This window comes from uncultured Thiohalocapsa sp., assembly GCF_913062725.1.
GTDB lineage: Bacteria > Pseudomonadota > Gammaproteobacteria > Chromatiales > Chromatiaceae > Thiohalocapsa.
Window position 1 is genome coordinate 69,012 of the sequence record NZ_CAJXWY010000005.1, and the last position, 21,427, is coordinate 90,438.

Genomic DNA, 21,427 nt, shown 5'->3' on the forward strand with positions numbered 1-21,427 from the left:
CGGGCCATCGGCCTGAAGGGGCCACCAACGGTCACATCCCCGCTATTTGACCTTCATCCCCGGCTCGGCGCCGGCATCCGGACCGAGGATGAAGATGTCCTTGCCGCCCGGTCCCGCCGCCAGCACCATCCCCTCGGACACCCCGAAACGCATCTTACGCGGCGCCAGGTTGGCCACCATCACCGTGAGCCGGCCCTCCAGCTCAGCAGGGTCGTAGGCCTTGCTGATGCCAGCGAAGACGTTGCGGGTCTCGCCGCCCAGATCCAGCGTCAGCTGCAGCAGCTTGTCGGCGCCCGCCACGGGAGCGGCCTTGGCGATGCAGGCGATGCGCAGGTCCACCCGGGCGAAGGCGTCGAAGTCGATGGTCTCGGCGATGGGAGCCTCGGCGAGGTGGCGACCCGCCGGCGCCGCGTCGTCGCCCTGCCCCGCCGCCGGCGTTTGGACGGCCGCCAGGTCTTCTTTGGACGCCGCCAGCACCGCCGCGATGTGCTTGGGCTCCACGCGGGTCATCAGCGGCTTGAACTTGGCGATGTCGTGATCCAGCAGCGGCCGGGACAGGGCATCCCAGGTCAGGGGCTCGATCCGCAGGAACTGCTCGGCGGCCTCCGCCGTGCCCGGCAGGATGGGCTTCAGCCAGCCGATCAGCAGGCGAAACAGGTTCAGCCCCTGGGTGCAGATGCCCTGCAGCTCGGCATCGCGGCCGTCCTGCCTGGCCACCACCCAGGGCGCCTGCTCGTCGATGTACTGATTGGCCCGATCCGCCAGCGCCATGATCTCCCGCACGGCGCGGCTGAGCTCCCGGCGCTCGTAGGCGTCGGCGATCTCCTGCGCCGCCGCCGCAAAAGCCTCGAACAGACCGGGCTCCGGCAGCTCGGCGCTGAGCCGGCCGCCGAAGCGCTTGCTGATGAAGCCGGCGGTGCGGCTGGCGATATTCACCACCTTGCCCACCAGATCCGCGTTCACCCGCGCCTGGAAGTCGTCCAGGCTCAAGTCGATGTCATCGACGCCGGGCCCGAGCTTGGCCGCGAAGTAATAGCGCAGGTACTCCGGATTCAGATGCTCCAGATAGGTCCGCGCCTTGATGAAGGTGCCCCGGGACTTGGACATCTTCTGCCCGTCCACGGTGAGGAAACCGTGGGCGAAGATGGCCGTCGGCGTGCGGAAATCGGCGCCGTGCAGCATCGCCGGCCAGAACAGGGCGTGGAAATAGATGATGTCCTTACCGATGAAGTGATAGAGCTCGGCCTGGCTTTCCTTACCCCAGAAGGCGTCGAAGTCGAGCCCGGCGGCCCGGCCCCGCTCGCTCTCGCACAGGTGCTTGAAGCTCGCCATGTAGCCGATGGGCGCATCCAGCCAGACATAGAAGAACTTGTCCGGGTGGTCGGGGATCTCGAAGCCGAAGTACGGCGCATCCCGGGAGATGTCCCATGCCTTCAAGCCCGCCTCGAACCATTCGTCCAGCTTATTGGCCACCTGCGCCTGCAGCCCGCCGCCGCGGGTCCATTCCCGCAGCATGGGCTCGAAATCGCCGAGGCGGAAGAACAAGTGCTCGGACTCGCGCTCCTCGGGCACCGCCCCGGAGACCACCGAGCGTGGGTTCTTCAACTCCGCCGGCGAGTAGCTGGCGCCGCACACCTCGCAGTTGTCGCCGTACTGGTCGGCGGCGCCGCACTTGGGGCACTCGCCTTTGATGAACCGATCCGGCAGGAACATCTGCTCCACCGGGTCGTAGGCCTGGTGGATGGTGCGCGCCGTCACATGCCCCTTGTCGCGGTTGCGCGCGTAGATCAGCGTCGCGCAGTGGCGGTTCTCGTCGGAGTGGGTGGAGTGATAGTTGTCGAAGCCGATGCGAAAGTCCGCGAAGTCGGCCTTGTGCTCCGCGGCGACGCGGGCGATCAGCGCCTCCGGCGTGATGCCCTCGGCGCGCGCCTTCAGCATGATGGGCGTGCCGTGGGCATCGTCGGCGCAGACGTACCAGCAGTTGTGTCCGCGTAGCTTCTGGAAGCGCGCCCAGATGTCGGTCTGGATGTATTCCACCAGATGGCCGATGTGGATCGGCCCGTTGGCATAGGGCAGCGCGCTGGTGATGAGGATATCGCGGCGTCGGGCGGTTGCGGGGTCGCCGCTCGGGTCGCCAGTTGGATCGGCTGATGTCATGGGTCGGCTTCGGCGCAGGTCGAGGGGCTGCCGGCGACGCGGCGCCCGCGGAGCAAACCGCCATTATCCGGGAATGGGTAAGCTTGGGGGAAGGACCGCTGGCCAGCAACTGCGTCTTAGCCAATGGCGCGCCCGCGGCTGAAATCGCCAACCCCGGTGCCCACTTCGTCGTAACCATACAGCAACCTGTCGCAGGCTTCGTGCATCGTGCCGCAGCGCGCCCTGCGCAGCCGACTCGCGCTGACGTGCGCGCGCGCGCACCATCAGCGCCCTGACGCGCGCGATGCGACCCCTTGGGCCGATCCTGCATGTGCGCAACTGACCCAGAGCCAATCGGGGACGAGGACCTTGGACCAAGACGCCTTCCGCGACACCTACAACGCCGTCAACGAGCGCCGCTGCCCCTATGAGAAATCCATCCTGACCGGCCATTGCGCCTGTGCCCGCGCCAAACGCTTCTGCATCGCCGAGCGCGAGGGCGTGCACTGCACCGCCGATGATGCCCAGGCGCGCTGCCTCGCGTTTCTGGAGTACCTGCGCGCCCAGGCGCGCTTCGCGCTGCGCACCCCCCAAGGACACGGCGCACTGCCGCACGCCAAGGCCATGCGCATCCAGGTGGGCGGACTCCGCGGGGTGCGGGCGGCGCTCGCAGAGGAGCAGCCAGCCGCCGGCGACGCGGCGGAGCCGGTGGAGGACGTGTACGGCCTGCTGGAGGCGGCGGTGCAGCGCTACGGCGGGCTCGCGGCGCTGCCCTATCAGCACATCATCCAGCAAATCGCCGCCTTCAAGGGCCGTCAGTCCTTCCGCGAGCGCCGGCGACAGCGCAAACGCACGGACGACGGCGACGACGAAACCGCCTGACCACCGCCCGGCGCCGGCCACGGCGGCTTCCCGGATGCCGTCGGCGCGGCGGCCGCCCCGCCGCCGCGACATCACCGCCGCGCGCCCGCGGCGCTGGCGGGCCTTCCCTCAAACGCCAATCCAGCCGCTGCCGTTATCCTGATCCGCGACCATGATGTCCAGATCGCCGCAGACGCCCTGCACAGCGGCGCGGGCCAGCTCAGGGCGATTGTTCTGCTGGCTCAAGTGGGACAACAGCAGCTTGCCGAGCGCGCGATGGTGCACCCGCTCGAGCAGCGCCGCGGTCTGCTCGTTGCTGAGGTGGCCGAAGGCCCCGCCGACGCGGCGCTGCAGGCTCGCAGGATAGGGCCCGAGGCGCAGCAGCTCCGCATCGTGGTTGGCTTCGAGCATGAGTGCATCGCACTCGCGCAGCGCATCACACATGCGCGGGGTGACGGTGCCGGCGTCGGTCAGTATGCCGAGTCGGCGGCCGTCCCCCTCGAAGACGAATTGACAGGGCTCGCGGGCGTCATGGGGCACGGGAATGGGATACAGCGTCAGGCCGCCGATGCGCACGCGCCGCGCATGGCTCGGGAAGAGCCGCAGACGTGCCACCGCCCCGGCGCCGGCACGCCTGCCGGCGCCGGCACAGGCGCCCTTCCAGGTTCCGGGTGAGGCCCAGACCTCCAGCCCGTGGCGCTGGGCCAGACGCGGCACGCCGGCGATGTGATCGCCATGCTCGTGGGTGACGACGATGGCGGTGAGATCGCGCGGATGAACGTCGATGGCCGCCAGCCGCCGCTCGGCCTCCCGCAGGGGGAAGCCACAATCGAGCAGCACCCGCGTGTCGTCGCATTCGATCAGGGTCGCATTGCCCCGACTGCCGCTGCCCAGTACCGCGAAGCGCATGCGCCTTCAGCCGGTGTGCAAGGTCCGTTGGCGCCTGCGCCGAAGCCCGTGTCGCGTCTGGGAGACGACGTGGGCGTGCGGCTAGCGCAGCTCTTCCTGCAGCAGGCGCAAGATACGCTCGCCGGTGCCGCCCGTCGTCGGCTGGCTCTCGGCGGTCAGCACGCGCACCCGGGTCTCGTCGGCACCGGCATCGAGGCGGACCTGGTATTGCTCCACGGCGCCGTCGTCATCGCTGCGCCAGAACGCGATGCGATCGACGATACCCCGCTCGCCGGTCTCGCGATCAGGGTCATCGTAGCGGACGTAGAACACGCCTTCGCTGCGGTTGCGGTCCGCGACCGCGAAGCCGCTGCGGTCGAGGGCGAGCCCCGTCTGCCGCCAGGCCTGGCGGTATTCGCCGGGAATGACCAGCACCATATCCGCGCCGCTGCCCACGAGCCGGCTGCCTACGCCGGCCGCAGCGGCGGCGCTTGCGGTGGTGGTGGCGCCGCCGCCGGCGAGCATGCGCCGGACGTCGCGGTCTGAGACACCCAGATACAGCATCAGCCGGCGCAGCATGACGGCTTCTTTGTCCGGATCATTGGCGGCCGGCTCCCAGACCGTCGTGGCGCCTTCGCCGACGGTGTTGCGCACCAACCGCTCCTCCATGGCGCGATGGGTGAGATACACCTCGGTGGAATCACGGGTGGGGCCGGCATCGATGCGCACGCGGTACTGATCCCGCGTGGAGGTGGAGTAGAGCCCGTCGAGCACTTTACGCACCTGGCGGGTAATGAAGTCTTGTCGCACCTCGGCCCGATTCTCCAGCCAATCCGTCTTCATGACACCGGCGGTCGGGTCCTGCTCAACCAGCAGGATGCCCTGCTGACGCCAGAAGTCCACCACCTCCGGCCAGACCGCACCGGGCGGCGCATCGATGTCGAGCCAGCGGCGGTCGCCGGAGCGGCGCAGCGACACGCCCTCCACCTCCGGCAGCACCACGCCGCTGTTGGCGATGCGGGCGCGCGCGGCGCGCTCGCCGACATATCCGGAGTAGGTAGCGGTGCCACCGGCGCCGGGCACATCGAGGGCATCATCGAAGCTGGCACTGGCGAGGTCCGGCGGCAGCTCCAGGTTCTCGGAAGCTTCGCGCTGTTTCTTGTACGCCAGCGACTGGTCCGGAAGCACCTTCTCCATGGTGCCGCCGCAGCCGGCGAGCAGCAGCGCCACGGTGGCGGCGAGCGTGAGTGTTGATGGCTTGATCATGGATGCTGGGACACTGGTCTCGTGCCGCTGAGGTAAGCGCAAAGCCAATGATGGCACAATCGCCCGCCCTGGCGCCCTGCGTTGGTGCGCCTCGGGCTCGGCTTGCGGCGATGGGTTACAGGGAGCGGCCGCATCGGGCGGCGCCGGCTCAGACGGCGCCGACCCGCCGCAGGGCCTCGCGCACCGCCGGCTGAGAGGCTTCGCTCAGCCAGGTGAGCGGCAGACGGATGCCCTGTTGTGCAAGACCCATCTCCGCCATGGCCCACTTCACCGGGATCGGGTTGGACTCCACGAACAGCGCCTGGTGCAGGGCATCCAGTTGCGCGTTCAGCGCCAGCGCCGTCTCCCGATCCCCGGCCAGCGCCGCCTCGCACATGCGCCGCATCAGCGCCGGCGCCACGTTGCTCGTGACGGAGATGACGCCGTCGCCGCCGCGCAGCATGAACTCGCAGCCGCTGCCGTCATCACCGCTGTAGAGGGCGAAATCCCGGCCGCACAGGGCGCGCAGTCGCGGCAGCCGCGCCAGGTCGCCGGTGGCGTCCTTCAAGCCGACGATGTTCTCTATCCGTGCCAGCTCAGCGGTTGTTTCCGGCAGCAGATCGCAGGCCGTGCGCCCGGGCACGTTGTAGAGGATTTGCGGCATGGACACCGCCTCGGCCACGGCCCGATGGTGGGCGATGAGCCCGGCCTGGGTGGGCTTGTTGTAGTACGGCGTGACCAGGAGTGCGGCGTCGGCGCCGGCCCGCTCGGCACAGCGGGTGAGCCGAATGGCCTCTGCGGTCGCGTTGGCACCGGTGCCGGCGATGACCGGCAGGCGCCCGTCGGCGAGCTCGACGCAGCGCGCGATGACCGCACAGTGCTCATCTTCGTCGAGTGTCGCCGACTCGCCCGTGGTGCCGACGGCGACGATGGCGGCGGTGCCCGACGCCACGTGGAGCGCGATCAGACGGCTCAAGGCGGCATCGTCGACGGCGCCCCCGGCGTCCATCGGCGTGACCAGCGCGACGATGCTCCCGCGCACAAACATGGCTACCCTATTGCGTAAGGACAAACTCCGCGGATACTAGCGCGCGCCCCGACCCCGTTACAAGGCAACGCCGCCTGAGCGGCGGCGCCACGACGGGGCGCGACGACGACCAGGGCCGCCCCGGGCGACCACCCGCAGGCCTGCCCTTGGCCGCGAAAAACGCCATGCGATACACTCACCAAAAAACGGTGGCGCGCCGTTTTTGTTACATTAAGGAAACCATGAGCACACGCAAGACCTTCCTCGTGATCTCCGCCCTTGGCCAGGACCACCCGGGCCTGGTCAATGATTTGTCACGCACCATCCTGGAGCAGGGCTGTAACATCGAGGACAGCCGCATGACGGTGCTCGGCGGCGAGTTTGCGGCCATCCTGCTGGTGGAGGGCAAGTGGAACACCCTCGCCAAGGTCGAGAACGCCCTGCCGGAGCTGGAGCGCTCGCTCGGCCTCACCATCACCTGCAAGCGCACCGGCGAGCGCGCGCGCAACACCGACAAGGTGCCCTACGCCGTCGACGTCATCGCCATGGATCACCCGGGCATCGTCAACAATCTGGCGGGCTTCTTCGCCGAACGGCAGATCAACATCGAAGACCTGGCCACCAACACCTACGCCGCGGCCCACACCGGCACGCCCATGTTCGCCGTGCACATGACCGTCGGCATTCCCGCCTCCACGCACATCGCCACCCTGCGCGAAGAGTTCATGGACTATTGCGACGGCCTCAACCTGGACGCAGTACTGGAACCGCTGAAGTCCTGACCGCGCGACGCGCAACCGCCCGCAGGCGGTTGCCGGCGGCCGGGGGACGCTGCCAGTGGTGGCCGGCCCCGGCCATCCACCATCCCACGCCAAGGCACCGTACAGAGGATTCCCACCATGGCAGTCGCACCCGGCGAGACCGTCCCAGACATCGAGCTCGCCGCCACCGGCGACAAAGCCCTGAAGCTTTCGGACCTGCGCGGCAAGCGCGTGGTGCTCTACTTCTACCCCAAGGCCAGCACGCCGGGCTGCACCCAGGAGGGGCTCGATTTCACCGCCGCCCAGGAGGCATTCGGGGCACTCAACACCGTCATCGTTGGTGTCTCGCGCGACGGCATCAAGGCCCAGGAGAACTTCAAGGCCAAGCAGGGCTTTGGCTTCGATCTGCTCTCCGACAAGGACGAAGCCCTGTGCACGGCCTTCGACGTCATCAAGCTCAAGAAGATGTACGGCAAAGAGTCCCTCGGCGTCGAGCGCAGCACCTTTCTCATCGACGAGCACGGCGTGCTCCGCCGGGAGTGGCGTGGGGTGAAGGTCAAAGGCCACGTCGACGCAGTGCTGGCGGCCGTGCGTGACCTCGGCCGCTAGCCATGATCAAGCGCGAGAACGACAAGCCCTGCCTCTTCGTCCTGGACACCAACGTGCTCATGCACGACCCAACGGCGATTTTCCGCTTCAAGGAGCACGACATCTTCCTGCCCATGGTGGTGCTCGAGGAGCTGGACGCGGCGAAAAAGGGCGTCTCGGAAGTGGCCCGCAACGTCCGCCAGGTGAGCCGCTTCCTCGACCAGCTGATGCAGGACGCCGACAAGGAGGAAATCGACGCCGGGCTGCCCATCCAGCCCTTCGGCGAGTACGGCTCCGGCTTCACCGAGCCGCCGGCGGGCAGGCTCTTCTTCCAGACCGAGCCCCTGTCGCAGCACTTCGACACCGTGCTGCCCGGCACCACGGCCGACAACGAGATCCTGGCCACGGCGCAGACGCTGCAGCAGCGCCGCGCCGAGCGCACCGTCGTCATCGTCTCCAAGGACATCAACCTGCGCATCAAGGCGGCGGTCCTGGGGCTGCCGGCGGAGGATTATTCCAACGACCGCGTGCTCGACGACGTCGACCTCCTCTACACCGGCATGGCGGCGCTCGCCGACGACTTCTGGGAGCACCACGCCAAGGAGATGGACGCCTGGCAGGAGGAAGGGCGCACCTTCTACCGGGTCAAAGGCCCGGACGTGGCGGAGTGGTACCCGAGCCAATGCCTGTACATGGCGCAGGACGAGAGCTTCGAGGCCATGGTGCGCGAGCGCCGCGGCGAGACCGAGGCCGTCATCGAGCTGGTGGAGGACTACCGCGTCCAGCGCCACAACGTCTGGGGCATCTCGGCACGCAACCGCGAGCAGAACTTCGCGCTCAACATGCTGATGGACCCACAGCTCGACTTCGTCACCCTGCTCGGCACCGCCGGCACCGGCAAGACGCTGCTGGCGCTGGCCGCCGGCCTGGCGCAGGTGCTGGACCGCAACATCTACCGCGAGATCATCATGACCCGCGTCACGGTGCCCGTGGGCGAGGACATCGGCTTCCTGCCCGGCACCGAAGAAGAGAAAATGACACCCTGGATGGGCGCGCTGATGGACAACATGGAGGTACTCACCCAAACCGAGGGCGGCGACTGGGGCCGCGCCGCCACCAACGATCTGCTGCGCTCGCGGGTGCGCGTCCAGTCGCTCAACTTCATGCGCGGGCGCACCTTCCTGCACAAGTACATCATCCTGGACGAGGCGCAGAACCTGACCGCCAAGCAGATGAAGACGCTCATCACCCGCGCCGGTCCGGGCACCAAGATCGTCTGTCTGGGCAACATCGCGCAGATCGACACCCCCTACCTGACCGAGACCACCTCCGGCCTCACCTATGTGGTGGACCGCTTCAAGGACTGGCAGCACGGCGGCCACATCACGCTGATCCGCGGCGAGCGCTCGCGGCTCGCGGACTTTGCATCGGAGAGCCTCTAGGCCGCGGCCACGGCAGGCCGGGCCGCCGCCCGGCCCCGGACGACCTCAGCCCAGTCCGGCCCCGGTCTGGCGCAACACATCACAGGCGGCGACCTCGGACACGACGGCATGCTGCGCTCAGGCCTGCCAGCGGTCATAATCCGCCGTCATGGCAGCCGGGGCCATGCCGCCGCTGTCCCGATCAGAACCCGGCAGGGATCTCACCACCACCAACACCCGAGGATGCCCCCCATGCGCATCATGCTGCTCAGCTTGCTGCTCACCCTGGCCCTTTCACCCGCCGTCGCACTGGCCGGCGACAAGCCCCGGGTGGTCTATCACGTCGCCGACGAGGACAGGGTCAGTTTCGCGCTCAACAACATCAAGAACCACATCAACGGTGTCGGCGGCGGCGCGCATATCGACATCGTGCTGGTCTCCCTCGGCCCGGCGGTGAGGCGCTTCAACGACATCGAGGCGGTGGATCGGGTGCGCAGCGACATTGCCGCACTGCAGGCGCAAGGCGTCACCTTCGAGGCCTGCGGCAATACCCTGGAGGCCCTGGGGCTGGCACCGGACGAACTGCTCCCCGGGTTCCAGATCGCCGAGAAAGGCGGTGTCACCCGCATCACCGAGCTGCAGGGGCAAGGCTACGCGTATATTCGGCCCTGACGACGACAGCCGCCCGAGGCTCACCAGTCACCGCAGCCACGTCACCCGCCTCACGCAAGGTCACCCATGCCCGACCCGACCCAATACAGAATCGGCCCCGTCGTGCTTGCGGCGGGCGTCAGCCGCGGCAATGGCTATACGTTTCTGCTCTCGGCGTTCCTGTCCATCGGCCTGATGACCTTCATCACCGCCGGTCAGACCTACATCCTCAACGCCCATCTGGGCGTGTCGGAGTCGGTTCAGGGCACCATCACCGGCGATCTGGTGCTACTGACAGAGATCATCACGCTGCTGCTGTTCATCCCGGCGGGCGTCCTCATCGATCGCATCAGCCGGCGTGGGGTCTTCGCCGTCGGTTTTTTGATGCTCAGCGCAACCTACGTGCTCTACCCGCTCGCCCCGTCCGTCGATTGGCTGTTCGCCTATCGGGTCGTCTACGGCATCGGCGTGGTGGCGGTGGCGGGGGCGCTGTCCACGGTGCTGGTGGACTATCCCATCGAGCGCTGCCGCGGCAAGCTGGTGGCCATGGTGGGCGTGCTGAGCGGCCTCGGGGTGGTGGTGATGAACCAGGGCTTCGGCTCCCTGCCGGACTTGCTCACGCTGCGCGGCTTCGGCCCACTGGAGGCGGGCATACTGACGCACCTGGGCGTGGCCCTGATCTGCATCGTCGGCGCAGTGGCGGTCCGCTTCGGGCTGCAGGCCGGTGTGCCGGTGCATCGCGAGGAACGCCCGACGGTGCGGGCGCTCTTCCTGAGCGGCTTTGCCCAGGCGCGTAACCCGCGCGTCCTGCTCGCCTATGCCGCGGCCTTCATCGCCCGCGGCGACCAATCCATCAACGCCGCGTTCCTCATCCTCTGGGGCACCCTGGCCGGGCGTGCCGCCGGCATGACCAACGCCGAGGCGGTGATGAACGGTACGCTGATCTTCGTCATCGCACAGATCGCCGCCCTGCTCTGGGCGCCGGTGATGGGGCCCATCCTCGACCGCATGGACCGCGTCACCGGACTCGCCGTCTGCATGGTGCTGGCGGCGGTGGGCAACCTCGCCCTGCTCCTGCTCGATGACCCTTACGGCGACTATCGGCTGGTCTTTTTCATTCTGCAGGGCATCGGCCAGATCAGCGTCTTTCTGGCCGCGCAGTCGCTGATCGGCCAGGAGACCCCGAGGAATCAACGCGGCTCGGTGCTCGGCGCCTTCAATATCTCCGGCGCCGTCGGCATCCTGATCATCACCGCGGTGGGCGGGCGGCTGTTCGATGCGGTGGACCCCCGGGCGCCCTTCGTGGTGGTGGGCAGCATCAACGTGCTCTTGTTCTTCGCCAGTCTGTACGTGCGCCTGCGGGCGGCCCCCAGAACGCTGGCGCAGGCACCCATTGGCAGCTGATCGAGGGCGAGTCCGGCCCGGGGGCATGCCACGCAGGGCGCGCTCAGGCGGCCTGCTGCTCCGCGGCGCCGGCCTTCATGGTGGCGGCGAGGGTGGTGTAGACCTCCACCCAGGCGCCTTTGACCTCGGGCGTGAAGTCATCGCCGAGGCCCTTCTCCAGCGTCCATAGCAGGGCATCGGCCACCTTGTCGTAGTCGCCGTCGGCAACACCATAGCCGGCGTGGCGGGCGCCCATGTCCTTCACCGGCTGAACGACGGCATCGAGGTTGTTCAGGGCATTGACGGCGGTGTTGATCATGGCCATGAGCTTGCGCCCCTGGGCCTGCATATCGCCCTTGAACATGGGACGAACCTCTGGATAGACCTCGAACAGGCGACCGTAGAAGAGCTCGGCGGCCTGATCGGCGATGGGCTTGACCTTGGCCCAGGAGGTCTGGACGTGGCTGATGGTGTCGGGGGACATGGCGGTTCCTCTTTTGTGAAATGCGGCCGCAATGGCGACCGCGTGACTCGAGCTCAGGGGTTGGTGTTGGGGTGTTGGTCGGTCTCGGCGCGGACCTTGTCATTGGCACGCCGGGCCACCGCGGCCATATAGTCCACGGCGCGCTTGACCTCGGCGTCGCTGAGCGCCGCATTGCCGCCGCGGGCGGGCATCATGGTGCCGTCGGGGCCGAAGAAGCCGTTCAGTGCATGGTCGTACAAGGTCTCGCGGGGCTTCTCCAGCCGATGCGCCCAGGCCTTAGCCTTGTTCGGGTCCGGCGCACCGGCGATGCCGTAGCCGTGGCAGGTCATGCAGTTTTCCACCCAAATGGCCCGGCCGGTGGCCAGACCTTCGTCAGTGAACACCGGATAGCGATCTGCGGTGCCGGCGGCCGCCGCCGCGGGTGCGGCGACGAGCAGGCCCAGCAGGCACCGGCGGGCGGCGCCTGCGCCCATCAGCCTTCCATGGGGATGCGGATCACCACACCACCCATGACATCGCCGATCTCGAAGTCGCGCTTCGGCGAGTCCTTGTGCTCGTTGTGGCAGGACACGCAGACGGGGGCAACGGCCACATCCGCGTAGACGGCGGTGAAGTATTTCGTGTCGCCCAGGGTCTCCACCGCGTAGTAGTTATCGCCCTTGTTGTCGGCGACATACTGCAGGCCCGTCTTCTCGGCGTCGGTGCGAGGCGCGTTCTGCTTATTGACGGGCCAGAGCGACTGCAGCGAATAACTGAAGTTCACGTCCGGCTTGTCCTGGGCGCGCTCGGCGACCATCTCCGCGCCGTAGCGGAACATCTGCGCCGGCAGCACCAGGGCCTTGTCGTCGTCGTAATGCTCGCTGGCGGAGATGACCTTATCCTTGGCCGCCAGGCGGTTGACGATCTTGCGGGTGTAGACGGCGCGGTCGGAGTCCATCACCAGGTGCAGCGCGTCGGCCATGGCGCGCGGGGTGACGGTGGGCTGGTCGGCCTCCTGCGGCATGTCGGCGACGGCGAAGGTGCCGGCGGCGATGGCGGCCACGGCGGCGGTGAGGCTCAGCTTGTGCAGGGTCTTCATGTGGATTGGCTCCCCTTGAGGGTGTTGGCTTGACTCGGATGCGTCCTGCTGGGCAATCGGCCCATCGCTCCAGTGCGGCGCCGGCTTCGCCCGCGGCCGCGGAAATCGCGCGGGTCTCAATTCGCCTCCAGTTCCGCCTGCAGCTCGGCCTGGGCCCGGGCCTCGTTGGCCTTGGCCATATCGATGCTCTCGATGTGCACCGACGGCCGGCCGCGGAAGTTGTTGGCGATGAGCGCCGGATCAGCGAGGGCGTCGATGGAGAAGCCGAGCCCGTGGCAATGCTGGCAGGCGGGCCGGATCATCTTCTCGTTGGGGCGTAGCGTGGCGCTCTGGTTGTGCTGCACCAGGATGCGCTCCAGCCAGTCGTTGGCCTCGAAGTCCACCCGCGGCATGTGGCAGCTCGCGCAGGAGACGCCGCTGCCAGCCGGTCGCTCACCGGCCTGCTCCTGCTGCCAGAGCCGATGATGGGGCGAGCCGACATAGGCGAGGCTGTGCTCGTCGGCGTGGCAGCCGAGGCAGGCGTCCACCGACGCCGAGGCGGTGTCGAAGCGATGCGCGCCATGGCAGCTGGTGCAGGTGAGCGCGGCGTGGCGGGCGTCCGGTTGCATGGGCAGACGGGCATCCGCGGGGGTCATGGGCGCGAGGGGATGTTTCGCCGCCTCACCCACGGCGGCGGCGAGTCGCATGCCGTGCAGGCCGCGGGTGAAGCCGTCCACCTCGGCGCCGTGGCAGCCGGCGCAGGCGCTGTGATCGGGCCGGTCGATCCATGCGCCGGGCTCGCCGGGGGCGTCCGTCGGCTGATGGCAGGCGGAGCAATTGACGCCGGCGGCGGCATGGCTGGTCTCGAGCCAATCCCGGTCGATGGCATCGCCGCGGGCGGCGGGCGGCGCATCGGCATCCGCCAACGCGAGCGGCTGCGGCGGGTAGGCCTTGCGCGGATAGTCCATCAGCTGGTCCAGCACGTCGGCGAAGTCCCGCGCGGGCAGTCCGCGCTCGGCCACCGGCAACAGGTCCGGCTCGTCCTGATGGCGCAGCAGCCAGTCCTCGTACAACGCCCGGTTGTGATGGAAGTTGTGGCAGCCGGCGCTGTTGCAGGTCTCGAAGCCGAGTCCCGCGTGGGTGGGGCGGTTGTCGCCGATGTCCTGGTGACAGTGAAAGCAAAAATCCACGGGCTGGGTGTAGCCGGCGCCTTTCAGCAGCTCCGGCTGGTGCTCCACGTGGCAGGTGACGCAGCGCAGCACGTTCAGCGCGGTGAGGCGATCGGCGTTGCGCGGGTCACGGAATTTGGCCTTGGGGTGCGAATCCAGCGGCTTCTCGCGCTGCTCGCCGTGGCAGTGCTCACAGGCCCCCTCCATCACCTCGCCGCCGCCGAAGGCATCCACATGGCAGGCGTTGCAGGCGAGCGCGATCTGATGGTGGCCGTGACTCAGCGGCCCCGGCATGAACAGCCGCTTGTCTTCGCCGTTGGCCAACACCTTGGCCAGAATCACGATGCCCAACAGGGTGCTGGCGATCCACAGCGCCCACAGGCGCGGATAGTTGCGCGTTGCCATGGGCTCAGTACCAATAGCCTTTGAGGATGTGAAAGCCGAGCAGCACGGGCAACGGCCACACCAGCAGCACGTGTGCCCAGACGGCGGTGTTACGGCTGCGCCTGGCGACTGGCCGCGGCAGCCGGTGCTCCAGCGCAATCACCGCCCCGCCGATACCGCCGGCGACCAGGAGACCGGTGAAGCTCGCCATGAGCCAGAGATTCAGGTTGCTGCCCAGGCGCATGCCGGTATGCGCCAGCAGCACCGCCACGGCGAGCGCGCCCAAGAGCACGTGCACCAGCCGCCAGCCGTCGAAGCGACCGAGGGTGAAGGCGGGCAAGCGCTTGCGCAGCCCCAGCACGGACACCGCCGCGGCGAGGCCGAGCAGCGAGAAGCCCGTCACCTGCTTCCACAACGACTCCCGCCACAGCACGTCCCAACGCAGGGCATCCTGCACCGAGGCGTTCAGCGGCAGCCCGGGCAGCAGGAAGATGGCCACACCGAGCAGCAGCGACAGCACCGAGAAGGTCGCCAGGCCGCCGGCGGCGGGCACCGGATCGGGGGCATGGGCGCCGGCGAGCTCGGCCAGCAGTGGCCGGCAGGAGCCGCAGACGGTGCCGGCGCTGGTGCGCGCCGAGAGCAGCGACTGGCTGGTGGCGCCCTGCGCCAGCGCCGTACGCAGCTGCGCCAGACTGACACCGGTGCAATTGCACACGGCGGCGTTGGCCGGCCAGTCGAAGATGCTCTGTTCTTCGAGCGTCGACCAGAGCACGCCGGTGCGCTGGAACCGGGAGACTTCCCAGGGCCAGAGTCGGCGGCGGGCGACGATGGCCTCCTGCAGGCGATTGCTCTCGTGCCAGGGGCCGATGGCGATGGCGCCGATGAGGCGATTGCCGGCGAGCATCAGCTTGCGATAGATGCCCTGATCGACGTCTCGATGGAGGGCATGGGGGCGGTTGACCTCGGACTCCTGTACATCGCCGGCGCTGAACACCTCGCAGCCGACGACCTTCAGCCGCGCCGTGGTCACCGAGCCCGGATAACGGGCCTCGACCCGATGCGTGCGGGCGGCGACGATGTTGTGCCCGGCCACCGCCGCCTGCTCGAGCCCCGGGGCCACCAGCCCATAGACCACGCCGCGATGCTCCGCACACTCACCGACGGCGAAGATGCGTGGATCAGAGGTATGCATGCCGTCGTCGACGCGCACACCGTGGGCGACCCCCAGCCCGGCATCCCGGGCCAGCTGGACATTGGGCACGATGCCCGCGGCGATGACCACGGTGTCGCAGTCGATGAGCCGCCCGGAGTGGAGTTGTACGCCCGTCACCTGGCCGACGCCGATGATCTGCTGCACCCGGTCGCCGGCGATGACCTCGATGCCCTGATCCGCCACGAAGGCGCCCAACAGCTCGCCCGCGGCGGCGTCCAGCTGGCTGAACATGACATGGGCGTTGTGATCGATCACACGCACCCGCGTGCCGGCCACATGCAGCGCCCGCGCCGTTTCCAGCCCGAGGATGCCACCGCCGATGACGGTCACCGCCCGCGCGCGGGCGGTGCGGGCCTTCAGCCGTTCCGCATCGGCGAGATCCCGGAAGGTGAATACCCCTGGCAGGTCCACGCCGGGGATTGCCGGTATGCGCGGTCGTGAGCCGGTGGCCAGCACCAGCCGCTCGTAGGGGTGCACGCAACCAAGGGAGTCGGTCACCGTTGCAGCGGTGCGGTCGATGGCGATGATCCGCACGCCGAACTGCGTCACCAGCCGTGGGTCGGATGGCAGCGTCAGATCGATGTCGTCCGTCTCGCCGGCCAGGTAGCAGGACAGCACCACGCGGTTGTAGGGCGCCACCGGCTCGTCACCGAAGAGCCAGACGCCAGCGGCGTCTGCGGCGCCGCGCTCCAGCACCTCCCGTGCGGTGCGGATACCGACGGGGCCGGTGCCGATGACAATGGTGGGCAGTGTCCCGGCGGGCGCGGCTCGCATGACTGTCGTGGCGTACTGTGGCGTGCACGCGCCAGCGACCGGCGGTGCTGCGATGGTGTCCAGCGGGGCTTGCACCTGTGGTTGGTCCTCGTCGGGGGCGGTGACGCCATCGCTGACGGCCATCGCCCAAAACAAAAACGGCGCCCAACCCGCTTAACAGCAGCGAAAGCAGCTGTAAGGGGTCAGGGCGCCGTTGCCAGGCGGCTCAACGATGAGCCGGATGTCTTTGCGGTGGGCGGGGCCACTGTGCCTCGCCGCCCGCGGCGGGCGCCGGTTGCGCCGGCCCCGCCGATGTGGGCCAGCGTTGGCCCATCGAAGTCGCATCACATCGCTTGCATGTGGCGTGCCAGACTTGACGAATCGCAATCAAGCCCTTGGGTCGATTGCGAATATCAGCAAATACCTATCTCGGTAAGTGGTTGTTATGGCAACGGAAGATGCGCGCTCTTGGTGCAGAGCGCCGGTGCTGGTGCACCCGCGGCGTGCCAACCACCGGGGCTGCATGAGCGCCGTTGCTGAGCATCGACGCGAGCGGCGCCCGGGGGCGCTGACCCGCCTACGGTTGAAGCGGCGGCATCCACCGCTGCGCATGCCTTGGCTCGAAAGCTGCTTCAACCGACAGTTGGACGGACAGGCACGACCGCCCGCACCCCGGCCGATGGCGAACGCGGTGGGTGTCCAGGGCCGGAGCCGGCGACGAAGGCCGTGACGCAACACCCTGCATCTCCATAGCCCGCCCGCACCCCTGCACCGGCATCCGACGCCCCGAGGAGTCTCAGCCCCATGTCCATCCGCGTCATGCTCGTCGACCCACGCCCCACCCGGCGCGAGGTGCTGGGGCCGACGCTCGCCGCCGAAGGCTTCGACATCGTCGCCTGTGTGCCGCCGGACGACGACCTGCTGAACGCCGTCGCCCGCCACGCCCCGGATGTGGTGCTCATCGATATCGACTCGCCGAGCCGCGACACCCTGGAGAATCTGCGCATGGTGCAGGCCCGGCAGCCGCGACCGATGGTGATGTTCACCCAGGACGACGCCGGCGAAAGTATTCGCCGGGCGGTGGAGGCCGGGGTGACGGCCTACGTCGTCGACGGCCTGGAGAATCGCCGGGTGCGGCCCATCGTCGACGCAGCCATGGCACGCTTCACCCAGTACCGGGCCCTGGAGCAGGAGCTCTCGCAGACGCGCAACAAGCTCGCCGAGCGCAAGCTCATCGAGCGCGCCAAGGGCCTCATCATGCAGCAGCAGGGAGTGAGCGAGGCACAGGCGTACCAGGCCATGCGCCAACTCGCCATGCGTCGCAATAAGCGTCTCGCCGAGATCGCCGACAGCGTCATCGCCGCATCCGAGCTGATGCAGGGCTGAGCGCCCGCGTGAGCCGCGATCACACCACTGGGCACTGCTGGTGCGTCGAGCGCCCCTTGCGCACCGTCGTCGTGCAACTTCCGTGCGGTGCCGCGGCCGCGCAACCGGCCGGCGCGAACCCCACGACGCAGTTGCAACAACGCCGTCAAAACAGCGACTTCGAAACGGCGACGGCCCGGCAGCGCCGCCACAGTCACTGGTTGGCACCACTTGTGCTTGGCCCTGCATAACAGCGACGGCGAAAGTCCAACGTCGGGCAGACCCAAAGGCGGGTCGCAACACCGTCGCACAACCGGGCCAAACAACCGGGCCAAGCGTGCCCCAAGCAGCTAACAACGCATGAATCGGCTCGGCCACGGCGGCCGGCCACCGGACAAAGGCGTCCATCGGGCTCTGCGCATGCAGGGCCGCGGTGGACGCCTTTTTTCATGCCCGGCCCCGCTCCGAACACTCAGCGCATCCAGTCACTCACCTTCTTCGCTCCAACCCCAAGGCATCGCAAGCTCATGACCCACCGTCCCACTGACCCGACCCCGACCCGTCGCGGCTTCCTCCAGCGGGCCTTGCTCGCCGCCGCCCTCGCGGTGACGGCCGGCTCGTCGCTCACGCCGGTCACCGTCGCCGGCGAGGCACTCGGCGCGCCAGAAAAAGAAGACCTGATGTTCGGCTTCATCAAGCTCACGGACATGGCGCCGCTGGCCATCGCCTACGAGAAGGGCTATTTCGAAGACGAAGGCTTGTACGTGACCCTGGAGGCGCAGGCCAACTGGAAGGTGCTGCTCGACCGCGTCATCGACGGCCAGCTGGACGGCGCGCACATGCTGGCGGGCCAGCCGCTGGCAGCCACCATCGGCTTCGGCACCGAGGCGCACATCATCACACCGCTGTCGATGGACCTGAACGGCAACGGCATCACCGTCTCCAACGCCGTCTGGGAAGCGATGAAGCCCAATGTGCCGAAGCTGGACGACGGCCGCCCGCAGCATCCCATCGGCGCCGAGACCCTGAAGCCGGTGGTGGAGGCTTACAAGGCGGAAGGCCGGCCGTTCAAGATGGGCATGGTCTTTCCGGTATCCACACACAATTACGAGCTGCGCTACTGGCTCGCCGCCGGCGGGCTGAACCCCGGCTATTACGCACCGCACAAGGGCGACATCGACGGCCAGATCGACGCCGACGTGCTCTTGTCCGTCACGCCACCGCCGCAGATGCCGGCCACCATGGAAGCGGGCACCATCTACGGCTACTGCGTCGGCGAGCCCTGGAACCAGCAGGCGGTGTTCAAGGGCATCGGCGTGCCGGTGATCACCGACTATGAGATCTGGCCCAACAACCCCGAGAAGGTCTTCGGCATCACCAAGGAATTCGCCGAGGACTATCCGAATACCACGGTGCGCATCGTCAAGGCCATGATCCGCGCCGCCAAATGGCTGGACGAGAACGACAACGCCAACCGCGCAGAGGCCGTGGAGATCCTCAGCCGGCCCTACTACGTGGGTGCGGACGAAGAGGTCATCGCCAATTCCATGACCGGCACCTTCGAGTACGAGAAGGGCGACAAGCGCGAGGTGCCGGACTTCAACGTGTTCTTCCGCTACCACGCCACCTATCCCTACTACTCGGACGCCATCTGGTACCTGACCCAGATGCGCCGCTGGGGCCAGATCGCCGAGCCCAAGCCGGATGACTGGTACATCGAGACGGCCAGGCAGGTCTACCGCCCGGACATCTATCAACAGGCCGCCGAGGCGCTCATCGCCGATGGGCTGATGGCGGCATCCGACTTCCCGGACTTCGCCACCGAGACCGGTTTCAAGCCCAGGCAGACCGGCTTCATCGACGGCGTCGACTACGACGGCTCCAAGCCCAATGCATACCTCGAGCAATTCGACATCGGGCTGTCGGGGGACCAGGTCCTCTGAGCCCCGCGGCACAACCACAGATGTATTGGGAGCAACGCCATGGCCGCCACCGATATCACCAGTAAGACCTTCACGCTGCCCCGGCTCGCCCGCAGTCTGGACTGGCTCGCCGGCGACGGCATGACCCGCGTCGCCGGCGGGCTGACCACGAGCCTGCTGCTGCCGCTGCTTGGCATCGGTCTCTTCCTGCTGCTCTGGTCCGCCGGCGCCGCCCAGGTGCAGACCAGCCTTGGACAGCTGCCGGGGCCGGCGCAGGTCTGGGCGCAAGGTCAGTCGCTGTGGGACGAGCACCAGATGGCACGCGAGCGTGAAGCGGCCTTCTATGAACGCCTCGACAAACGCCTGCAGGCATCCATCGCCGCCGGCGAGCCGGAAGAGAAGCTGGCGCGCATCAGGAACCGTCAATACACCGGTTATCCCACCTTCGTGGACCAGATCTGGACCAGCCTCATCACCGTTGGCACCGGCTTTCTGCTGGCATCGATCATCGCCATCCCCATCGGCATCGTCTGCGGCATGAGCGCCGGCTTCTATGCCGGGATGAATCCCATCATCCAGGTCTTCAAGCCGGTCTCACCGTTGGCCTGGCTCCCGCTGGTGACCATCATCGTCAGCGCCGTCTATGTCAGCGATGACCCGGCGATCTCCAAGTCCTTCATCACCTCCGCCATCACGGTGACCCTCTGCTGCCTCTGGCCCACCATCATCAATACCACCGTCGGTGTGGCCACCGTGGACAAGGACCTCATGAATGTGAGCCGGGTGCTGCGCCTGGGCTGGCTCAAGCAGACGCTGAAGATCATCCTGCCGTCGGCTATGCCGATGATCTTCACGGGGCTGCGCTTGAGCCTCGGCATCGGCTGGATGGTGCTCATCGCCGCCGAAATGCTGGCGCAGAACCCCGGGCTTGGTAAATTCGTCTGGGACGAATTCCAAAACGGCAGCTCCAATTCACTGGCCCGCATCATGGTGGCCGTACTGGTCATCGGTGTCATCGGCTTCCTGCTGGACCGGGCCATGCTGATGCTGCAACGCCGTTTCTCCTGGGACAAGGACGCGATCCTGCGCTGAGCGCAGGTGCCACCCGCACCCCGCCACCCGCTCTCCGACACTGGCTAGTGCCCATGCAAAGCTTCCTCAAGATCGATCACATCGGCATCAGCTTCGATACGCCCAAGGGCAAGCTCGAGGTACTGCGCGACATCAAGCTCGACATCGCCGAGGGCGAGTTCGTCTCGCTCATCGGCCACTCCGGCTGCGGCAAATCCACGGTGCTGAACATCGTCGCCGGCCTGCTGCGGGCCAGCACCGGCGGTGTGCTGCTGGAGGCGCGGGAGGTCACCGAGCCCGGCCCCGACCGGGCCGTGGTCTTCCAGCATCACAGCCTGCTGCCCTGGCTCAGCGTCTACGACAACGTGCGCCTGGCGGTGGACCAGGTGTTCGGCAAGACCAGGACCCGCAGGGAACGTGACGAATGGACCCGCCACAACCTCACCCTGGTGCACATGGACCACGCGCTGGAGCGCCGCCCCGGCGAAATCTCCGGCGGCATGAAGCAGCGTGTGGGCATCGCCCGGGCACTGGCCATGGAGCCGAAAGTGCTGCTGCTGGACGAGCCCTTCGGTGCCCTGGATTCCCTGACCCGCACACACATGCAGGACTCGCTGATGGAGATCCAGGCGCGCCTCAACAACACGGTCATCATGATCACCCACGACGTCGATGAGGCCGTACTGCTGTCGGATCGCATCGTGATGATGACCAACGGCCCGGCGGCCACCGTCGGTCAGGTGCTGGCTGTGGATCTGCTGCGCCCCCGCGACCGCCTGGCACTGGCCGAGGATGCGGCCTACAACCACTACCGTGCCGAGGTGGTGAAATTCCTGCACGAGCGCCACGACAAACCGCGGCTGGTCAGCCACAAGCCCAACGCGGGCCAAGACGCCGCGCCGCTGCCGCTGGCGGCCAACGGCTAAAGCGGCGTCGTGTCCGCACTGCGATCATGCGGCACCGGGTGTGACAGACCAGTCACGGTGCGACGGCCGTGTCCACCGCCACGCGCAGCCGGCATCCCCGGCCCCACAAACATCACGGCTCA

Annotated in this window: 19 protein-coding genes; 10 read left to right on the forward strand and 9 right to left on the reverse strand. The window is 67.9% G+C overall.

All coding sequences use genetic code 11. The annotated features are described in order from the left end of the window. Positions 1 to 42: 42 nt before the first annotated feature. Complete coding sequence (gene metG / locus QZ588_RS02330; protein WP_295539397.1) at positions 43 to 2,157, reverse strand: methionine--tRNA ligase; 2,115 nt, start codon at positions 2,155 to 2,157, stop codon at positions 43 to 45. A 348-nt stretch (positions 2,158 to 2,505) separates the two neighbouring features. On the opposite strand from metG, the gene QZ588_RS02335 reads away from it, so the two are divergent. After that, a complete protein-coding gene (locus tag QZ588_RS02335) occupies positions 2,506 to 3,018 on the forward strand; it encodes a hypothetical protein (RefSeq protein ID WP_295539399.1) in 513 nt (170 codons plus the stop codon). Between the two features lie 108 nt (positions 3,019 to 3,126). On the opposite strand, the gene QZ588_RS02340 is transcribed toward QZ588_RS02335, so the two are convergent. From QZ588_RS02340 to dapA, 3 genes are all read right to left on the reverse strand, one after another. Continuing rightward, a complete protein-coding gene (locus QZ588_RS02340; RefSeq protein ID WP_295539402.1) occupies positions 3,127 to 3,906 on the reverse strand; it encodes an MBL fold metallo-hydrolase in 780 nt (259 codons plus the stop codon). 81 nt (positions 3,907 to 3,987) lie between these two features. Next, positions 3,988 to 5,151, reverse strand: a complete 1,164-nt coding sequence (gene bamC, locus QZ588_RS02345; protein WP_295539405.1) for an outer membrane protein assembly factor BamC — start codon at positions 5,149 to 5,151, stop codon at positions 3,988 to 3,990. A 148-nt stretch (positions 5,152 to 5,299) separates the two neighbouring features. Next, complete coding sequence (gene dapA / locus QZ588_RS02350) at positions 5,300 to 6,178, reverse strand: 4-hydroxy-tetrahydrodipicolinate synthase (RefSeq protein WP_295539408.1); 879 nt, start codon at positions 6,176 to 6,178, stop codon at positions 5,300 to 5,302. Positions 6,179 to 6,399: 221 nt separating this feature from the next. Between dapA and QZ588_RS02355 the strand changes: the two genes are divergently transcribed. The 5 genes from QZ588_RS02355 (at position 6,400) to QZ588_RS02375 (ending at position 10,982) form a co-directional block, all read left to right on the forward strand. Beyond that, complete coding sequence (locus tag QZ588_RS02355; RefSeq protein WP_295539410.1) at positions 6,400 to 6,939, forward strand: glycine cleavage system protein R; 540 nt, start codon at positions 6,400 to 6,402, stop codon at positions 6,937 to 6,939. Positions 6,940 to 7,056: 117 nt separating this feature from the next. Then, a complete protein-coding gene (locus tag QZ588_RS02360; protein WP_295539411.1) occupies positions 7,057 to 7,527 on the forward strand; it encodes a peroxiredoxin in 471 nt (156 codons plus the stop codon). A 2-nt stretch (positions 7,528 to 7,529) separates the two neighbouring features. Next, positions 7,530 to 8,948, forward strand: coding sequence for a PhoH family protein (locus tag QZ588_RS02365; protein ID WP_295539413.1), 1,419 nt, complete (start codon positions 7,530 to 7,532; stop codon positions 8,946 to 8,948). A 231-nt stretch (positions 8,949 to 9,179) separates the two neighbouring features. Then, positions 9,180 to 9,599, forward strand: coding sequence for a DsrE family protein (locus tag QZ588_RS02370; RefSeq protein WP_295539415.1), 420 nt, complete (start codon positions 9,180 to 9,182; stop codon positions 9,597 to 9,599). Positions 9,600 to 9,665: 66 nt separating this feature from the next. Further along, a complete protein-coding gene (locus QZ588_RS02375) occupies positions 9,666 to 10,982 on the forward strand; it encodes an MFS transporter (protein WP_295539417.1) in 1,317 nt (438 codons plus the stop codon). 43 nt (positions 10,983 to 11,025) lie between these two features. On the opposite strand, the gene QZ588_RS02380 is transcribed toward QZ588_RS02375, so the two are convergent. From QZ588_RS02380 to QZ588_RS02400, 5 genes are all read right to left on the reverse strand, one after another. Continuing rightward, positions 11,026 to 11,445 (reverse strand): globin family protein, encoded by a 420-nt coding sequence (locus tag QZ588_RS02380; protein ID WP_295539420.1) that lies wholly within the window; start codon positions 11,443 to 11,445, stop codon positions 11,026 to 11,028. A gap of 53 nt (positions 11,446 to 11,498) precedes the next feature. Then, positions 11,499 to 11,918 carry a c-type cytochrome gene (locus QZ588_RS02385; protein ID WP_295539422.1) on the reverse strand — a complete coding sequence of 140 codons (420 nt, stop codon included), beginning with the start codon at positions 11,916 to 11,918 and terminating at the stop codon, positions 11,499 to 11,501. Continuing rightward, positions 11,918 to 12,523 carry a DUF3365 domain-containing protein gene (locus QZ588_RS02390; protein ID WP_295539423.1) on the reverse strand — a complete coding sequence of 202 codons (606 nt, stop codon included), beginning with the start codon at positions 12,521 to 12,523 and terminating at the stop codon, positions 11,918 to 11,920. Before QZ588_RS02390 ends, QZ588_RS02385 begins: the two co-directional genes overlap by 1 nt. Before the next feature lie 116 nt (positions 12,524 to 12,639). Beyond that, a complete protein-coding gene (locus tag QZ588_RS02395; protein ID WP_295539425.1) occupies positions 12,640 to 14,076 on the reverse strand; it encodes a cytochrome c3 family protein in 1,437 nt (478 codons plus the stop codon). Between the two features lie 4 nt (positions 14,077 to 14,080). Further along, complete coding sequence (locus QZ588_RS02400) at positions 14,081 to 16,165, reverse strand: FAD-dependent oxidoreductase (protein ID WP_295539427.1); 2,085 nt, start codon at positions 16,163 to 16,165, stop codon at positions 14,081 to 14,083. 660 nt (positions 16,166 to 16,825) lie between these two features. On the opposite strand from QZ588_RS02400, the gene QZ588_RS02405 reads away from it, so the two are divergent. From QZ588_RS02405 to QZ588_RS02420, 4 genes are all read left to right on the forward strand, one after another. Continuing rightward, a complete protein-coding gene (locus QZ588_RS02405) occupies positions 16,826 to 17,407 on the forward strand; it encodes an ANTAR domain-containing protein (RefSeq protein ID WP_295539429.1) in 582 nt (193 codons plus the stop codon). A gap of 428 nt (positions 17,408 to 17,835) precedes the next feature. Next, positions 17,836 to 19,329: a CmpA/NrtA family ABC transporter substrate-binding protein gene (locus tag QZ588_RS02410; protein WP_295539431.1), complete on the forward strand. Its 1,494-nt coding sequence runs from the start codon at positions 17,836 to 17,838 to the stop codon at positions 19,327 to 19,329. Positions 19,330 to 19,368: 39 nt separating this feature from the next. Then, positions 19,369 to 20,400, forward strand: a complete 1,032-nt coding sequence (locus QZ588_RS02415) for an ABC transporter permease (protein ID WP_295539432.1) — start codon at positions 19,369 to 19,371, stop codon at positions 20,398 to 20,400. 53 nt (positions 20,401 to 20,453) lie between these two features. After that, positions 20,454 to 21,305: an ABC transporter ATP-binding protein gene (locus QZ588_RS02420; RefSeq protein ID WP_295539435.1), complete on the forward strand. Its 852-nt coding sequence runs from the start codon at positions 20,454 to 20,456 to the stop codon at positions 21,303 to 21,305. Positions 21,306 to 21,427: the final 122 nt, after the last annotated feature.

Coding starts and splice junctions, on each gene's coding strand:
- metG (WP_295539397.1), bottom strand. CDS start 2,157: ATGACATCAGCCGATCCAACTGGCGACCCGAGCGGCGACCCCGCAACC.
- QZ588_RS02360 (WP_295539411.1), top strand. CDS start 7,057: ATGGCAGTCGCACCCGGCGAGACCGTCCCAGACATCGAGCTCGCCGCC.
- QZ588_RS02415 (WP_295539432.1), top strand. CDS start 19,369: ATGGCCGCCACCGATATCACCAGTAAGACCTTCACGCTGCCCCGGCTC.
- QZ588_RS02355 (WP_295539410.1), top strand. CDS start 6,400: ATGAGCACACGCAAGACCTTCCTCGTGATCTCCGCCCTTGGCCAGGAC.
- QZ588_RS02410 (WP_295539431.1), top strand. CDS start 17,836: ATGCCCGGCCCCGCTCCGAACACTCAGCGCATCCAGTCACTCACCTTC.
- dapA (WP_295539408.1), bottom strand. CDS start 6,178: ATGTTTGTGCGCGGGAGCATCGTCGCGCTGGTCACGCCGATGGACGCC.
- QZ588_RS02375 (WP_295539417.1), top strand. CDS start 9,666: ATGCCCGACCCGACCCAATACAGAATCGGCCCCGTCGTGCTTGCGGCG.
- QZ588_RS02405 (WP_295539429.1), top strand. CDS start 16,826: ATGTCCATCCGCGTCATGCTCGTCGACCCACGCCCCACCCGGCGCGAG.
- QZ588_RS02390 (WP_295539423.1), bottom strand. CDS start 12,523: ATGAAGACCCTGCACAAGCTGAGCCTCACCGCCGCCGTGGCCGCCATC.
- QZ588_RS02365 (WP_295539413.1), top strand. CDS start 7,530: ATGATCAAGCGCGAGAACGACAAGCCCTGCCTCTTCGTCCTGGACACC.
- QZ588_RS02340 (WP_295539402.1), bottom strand. CDS start 3,906: ATGCGCTTCGCGGTACTGGGCAGCGGCAGTCGGGGCAATGCGACCCTG.
- QZ588_RS02385 (WP_295539422.1), bottom strand. CDS start 11,918: ATGGGCGCAGGCGCCGCCCGCCGGTGCCTGCTGGGCCTGCTCGTCGCC.
- QZ588_RS02400 (WP_295539427.1), bottom strand. CDS start 16,165: ATGGCCGTCAGCGATGGCGTCACCGCCCCCGACGAGGACCAACCACAG.
- QZ588_RS02380 (WP_295539420.1), bottom strand. CDS start 11,445: ATGTCCCCCGACACCATCAGCCACGTCCAGACCTCCTGGGCCAAGGTC.
- QZ588_RS02370 (WP_295539415.1), top strand. CDS start 9,180: ATGCGCATCATGCTGCTCAGCTTGCTGCTCACCCTGGCCCTTTCACCC.
- QZ588_RS02420 (WP_295539435.1), top strand. CDS start 20,454: ATGCAAAGCTTCCTCAAGATCGATCACATCGGCATCAGCTTCGATACG.
- bamC (WP_295539405.1), bottom strand. CDS start 5,151: ATGATCAAGCCATCAACACTCACGCTCGCCGCCACCGTGGCGCTGCTG.
- QZ588_RS02395 (WP_295539425.1), bottom strand. CDS start 14,076: ATGGCAACGCGCAACTATCCGCGCCTGTGGGCGCTGTGGATCGCCAGC.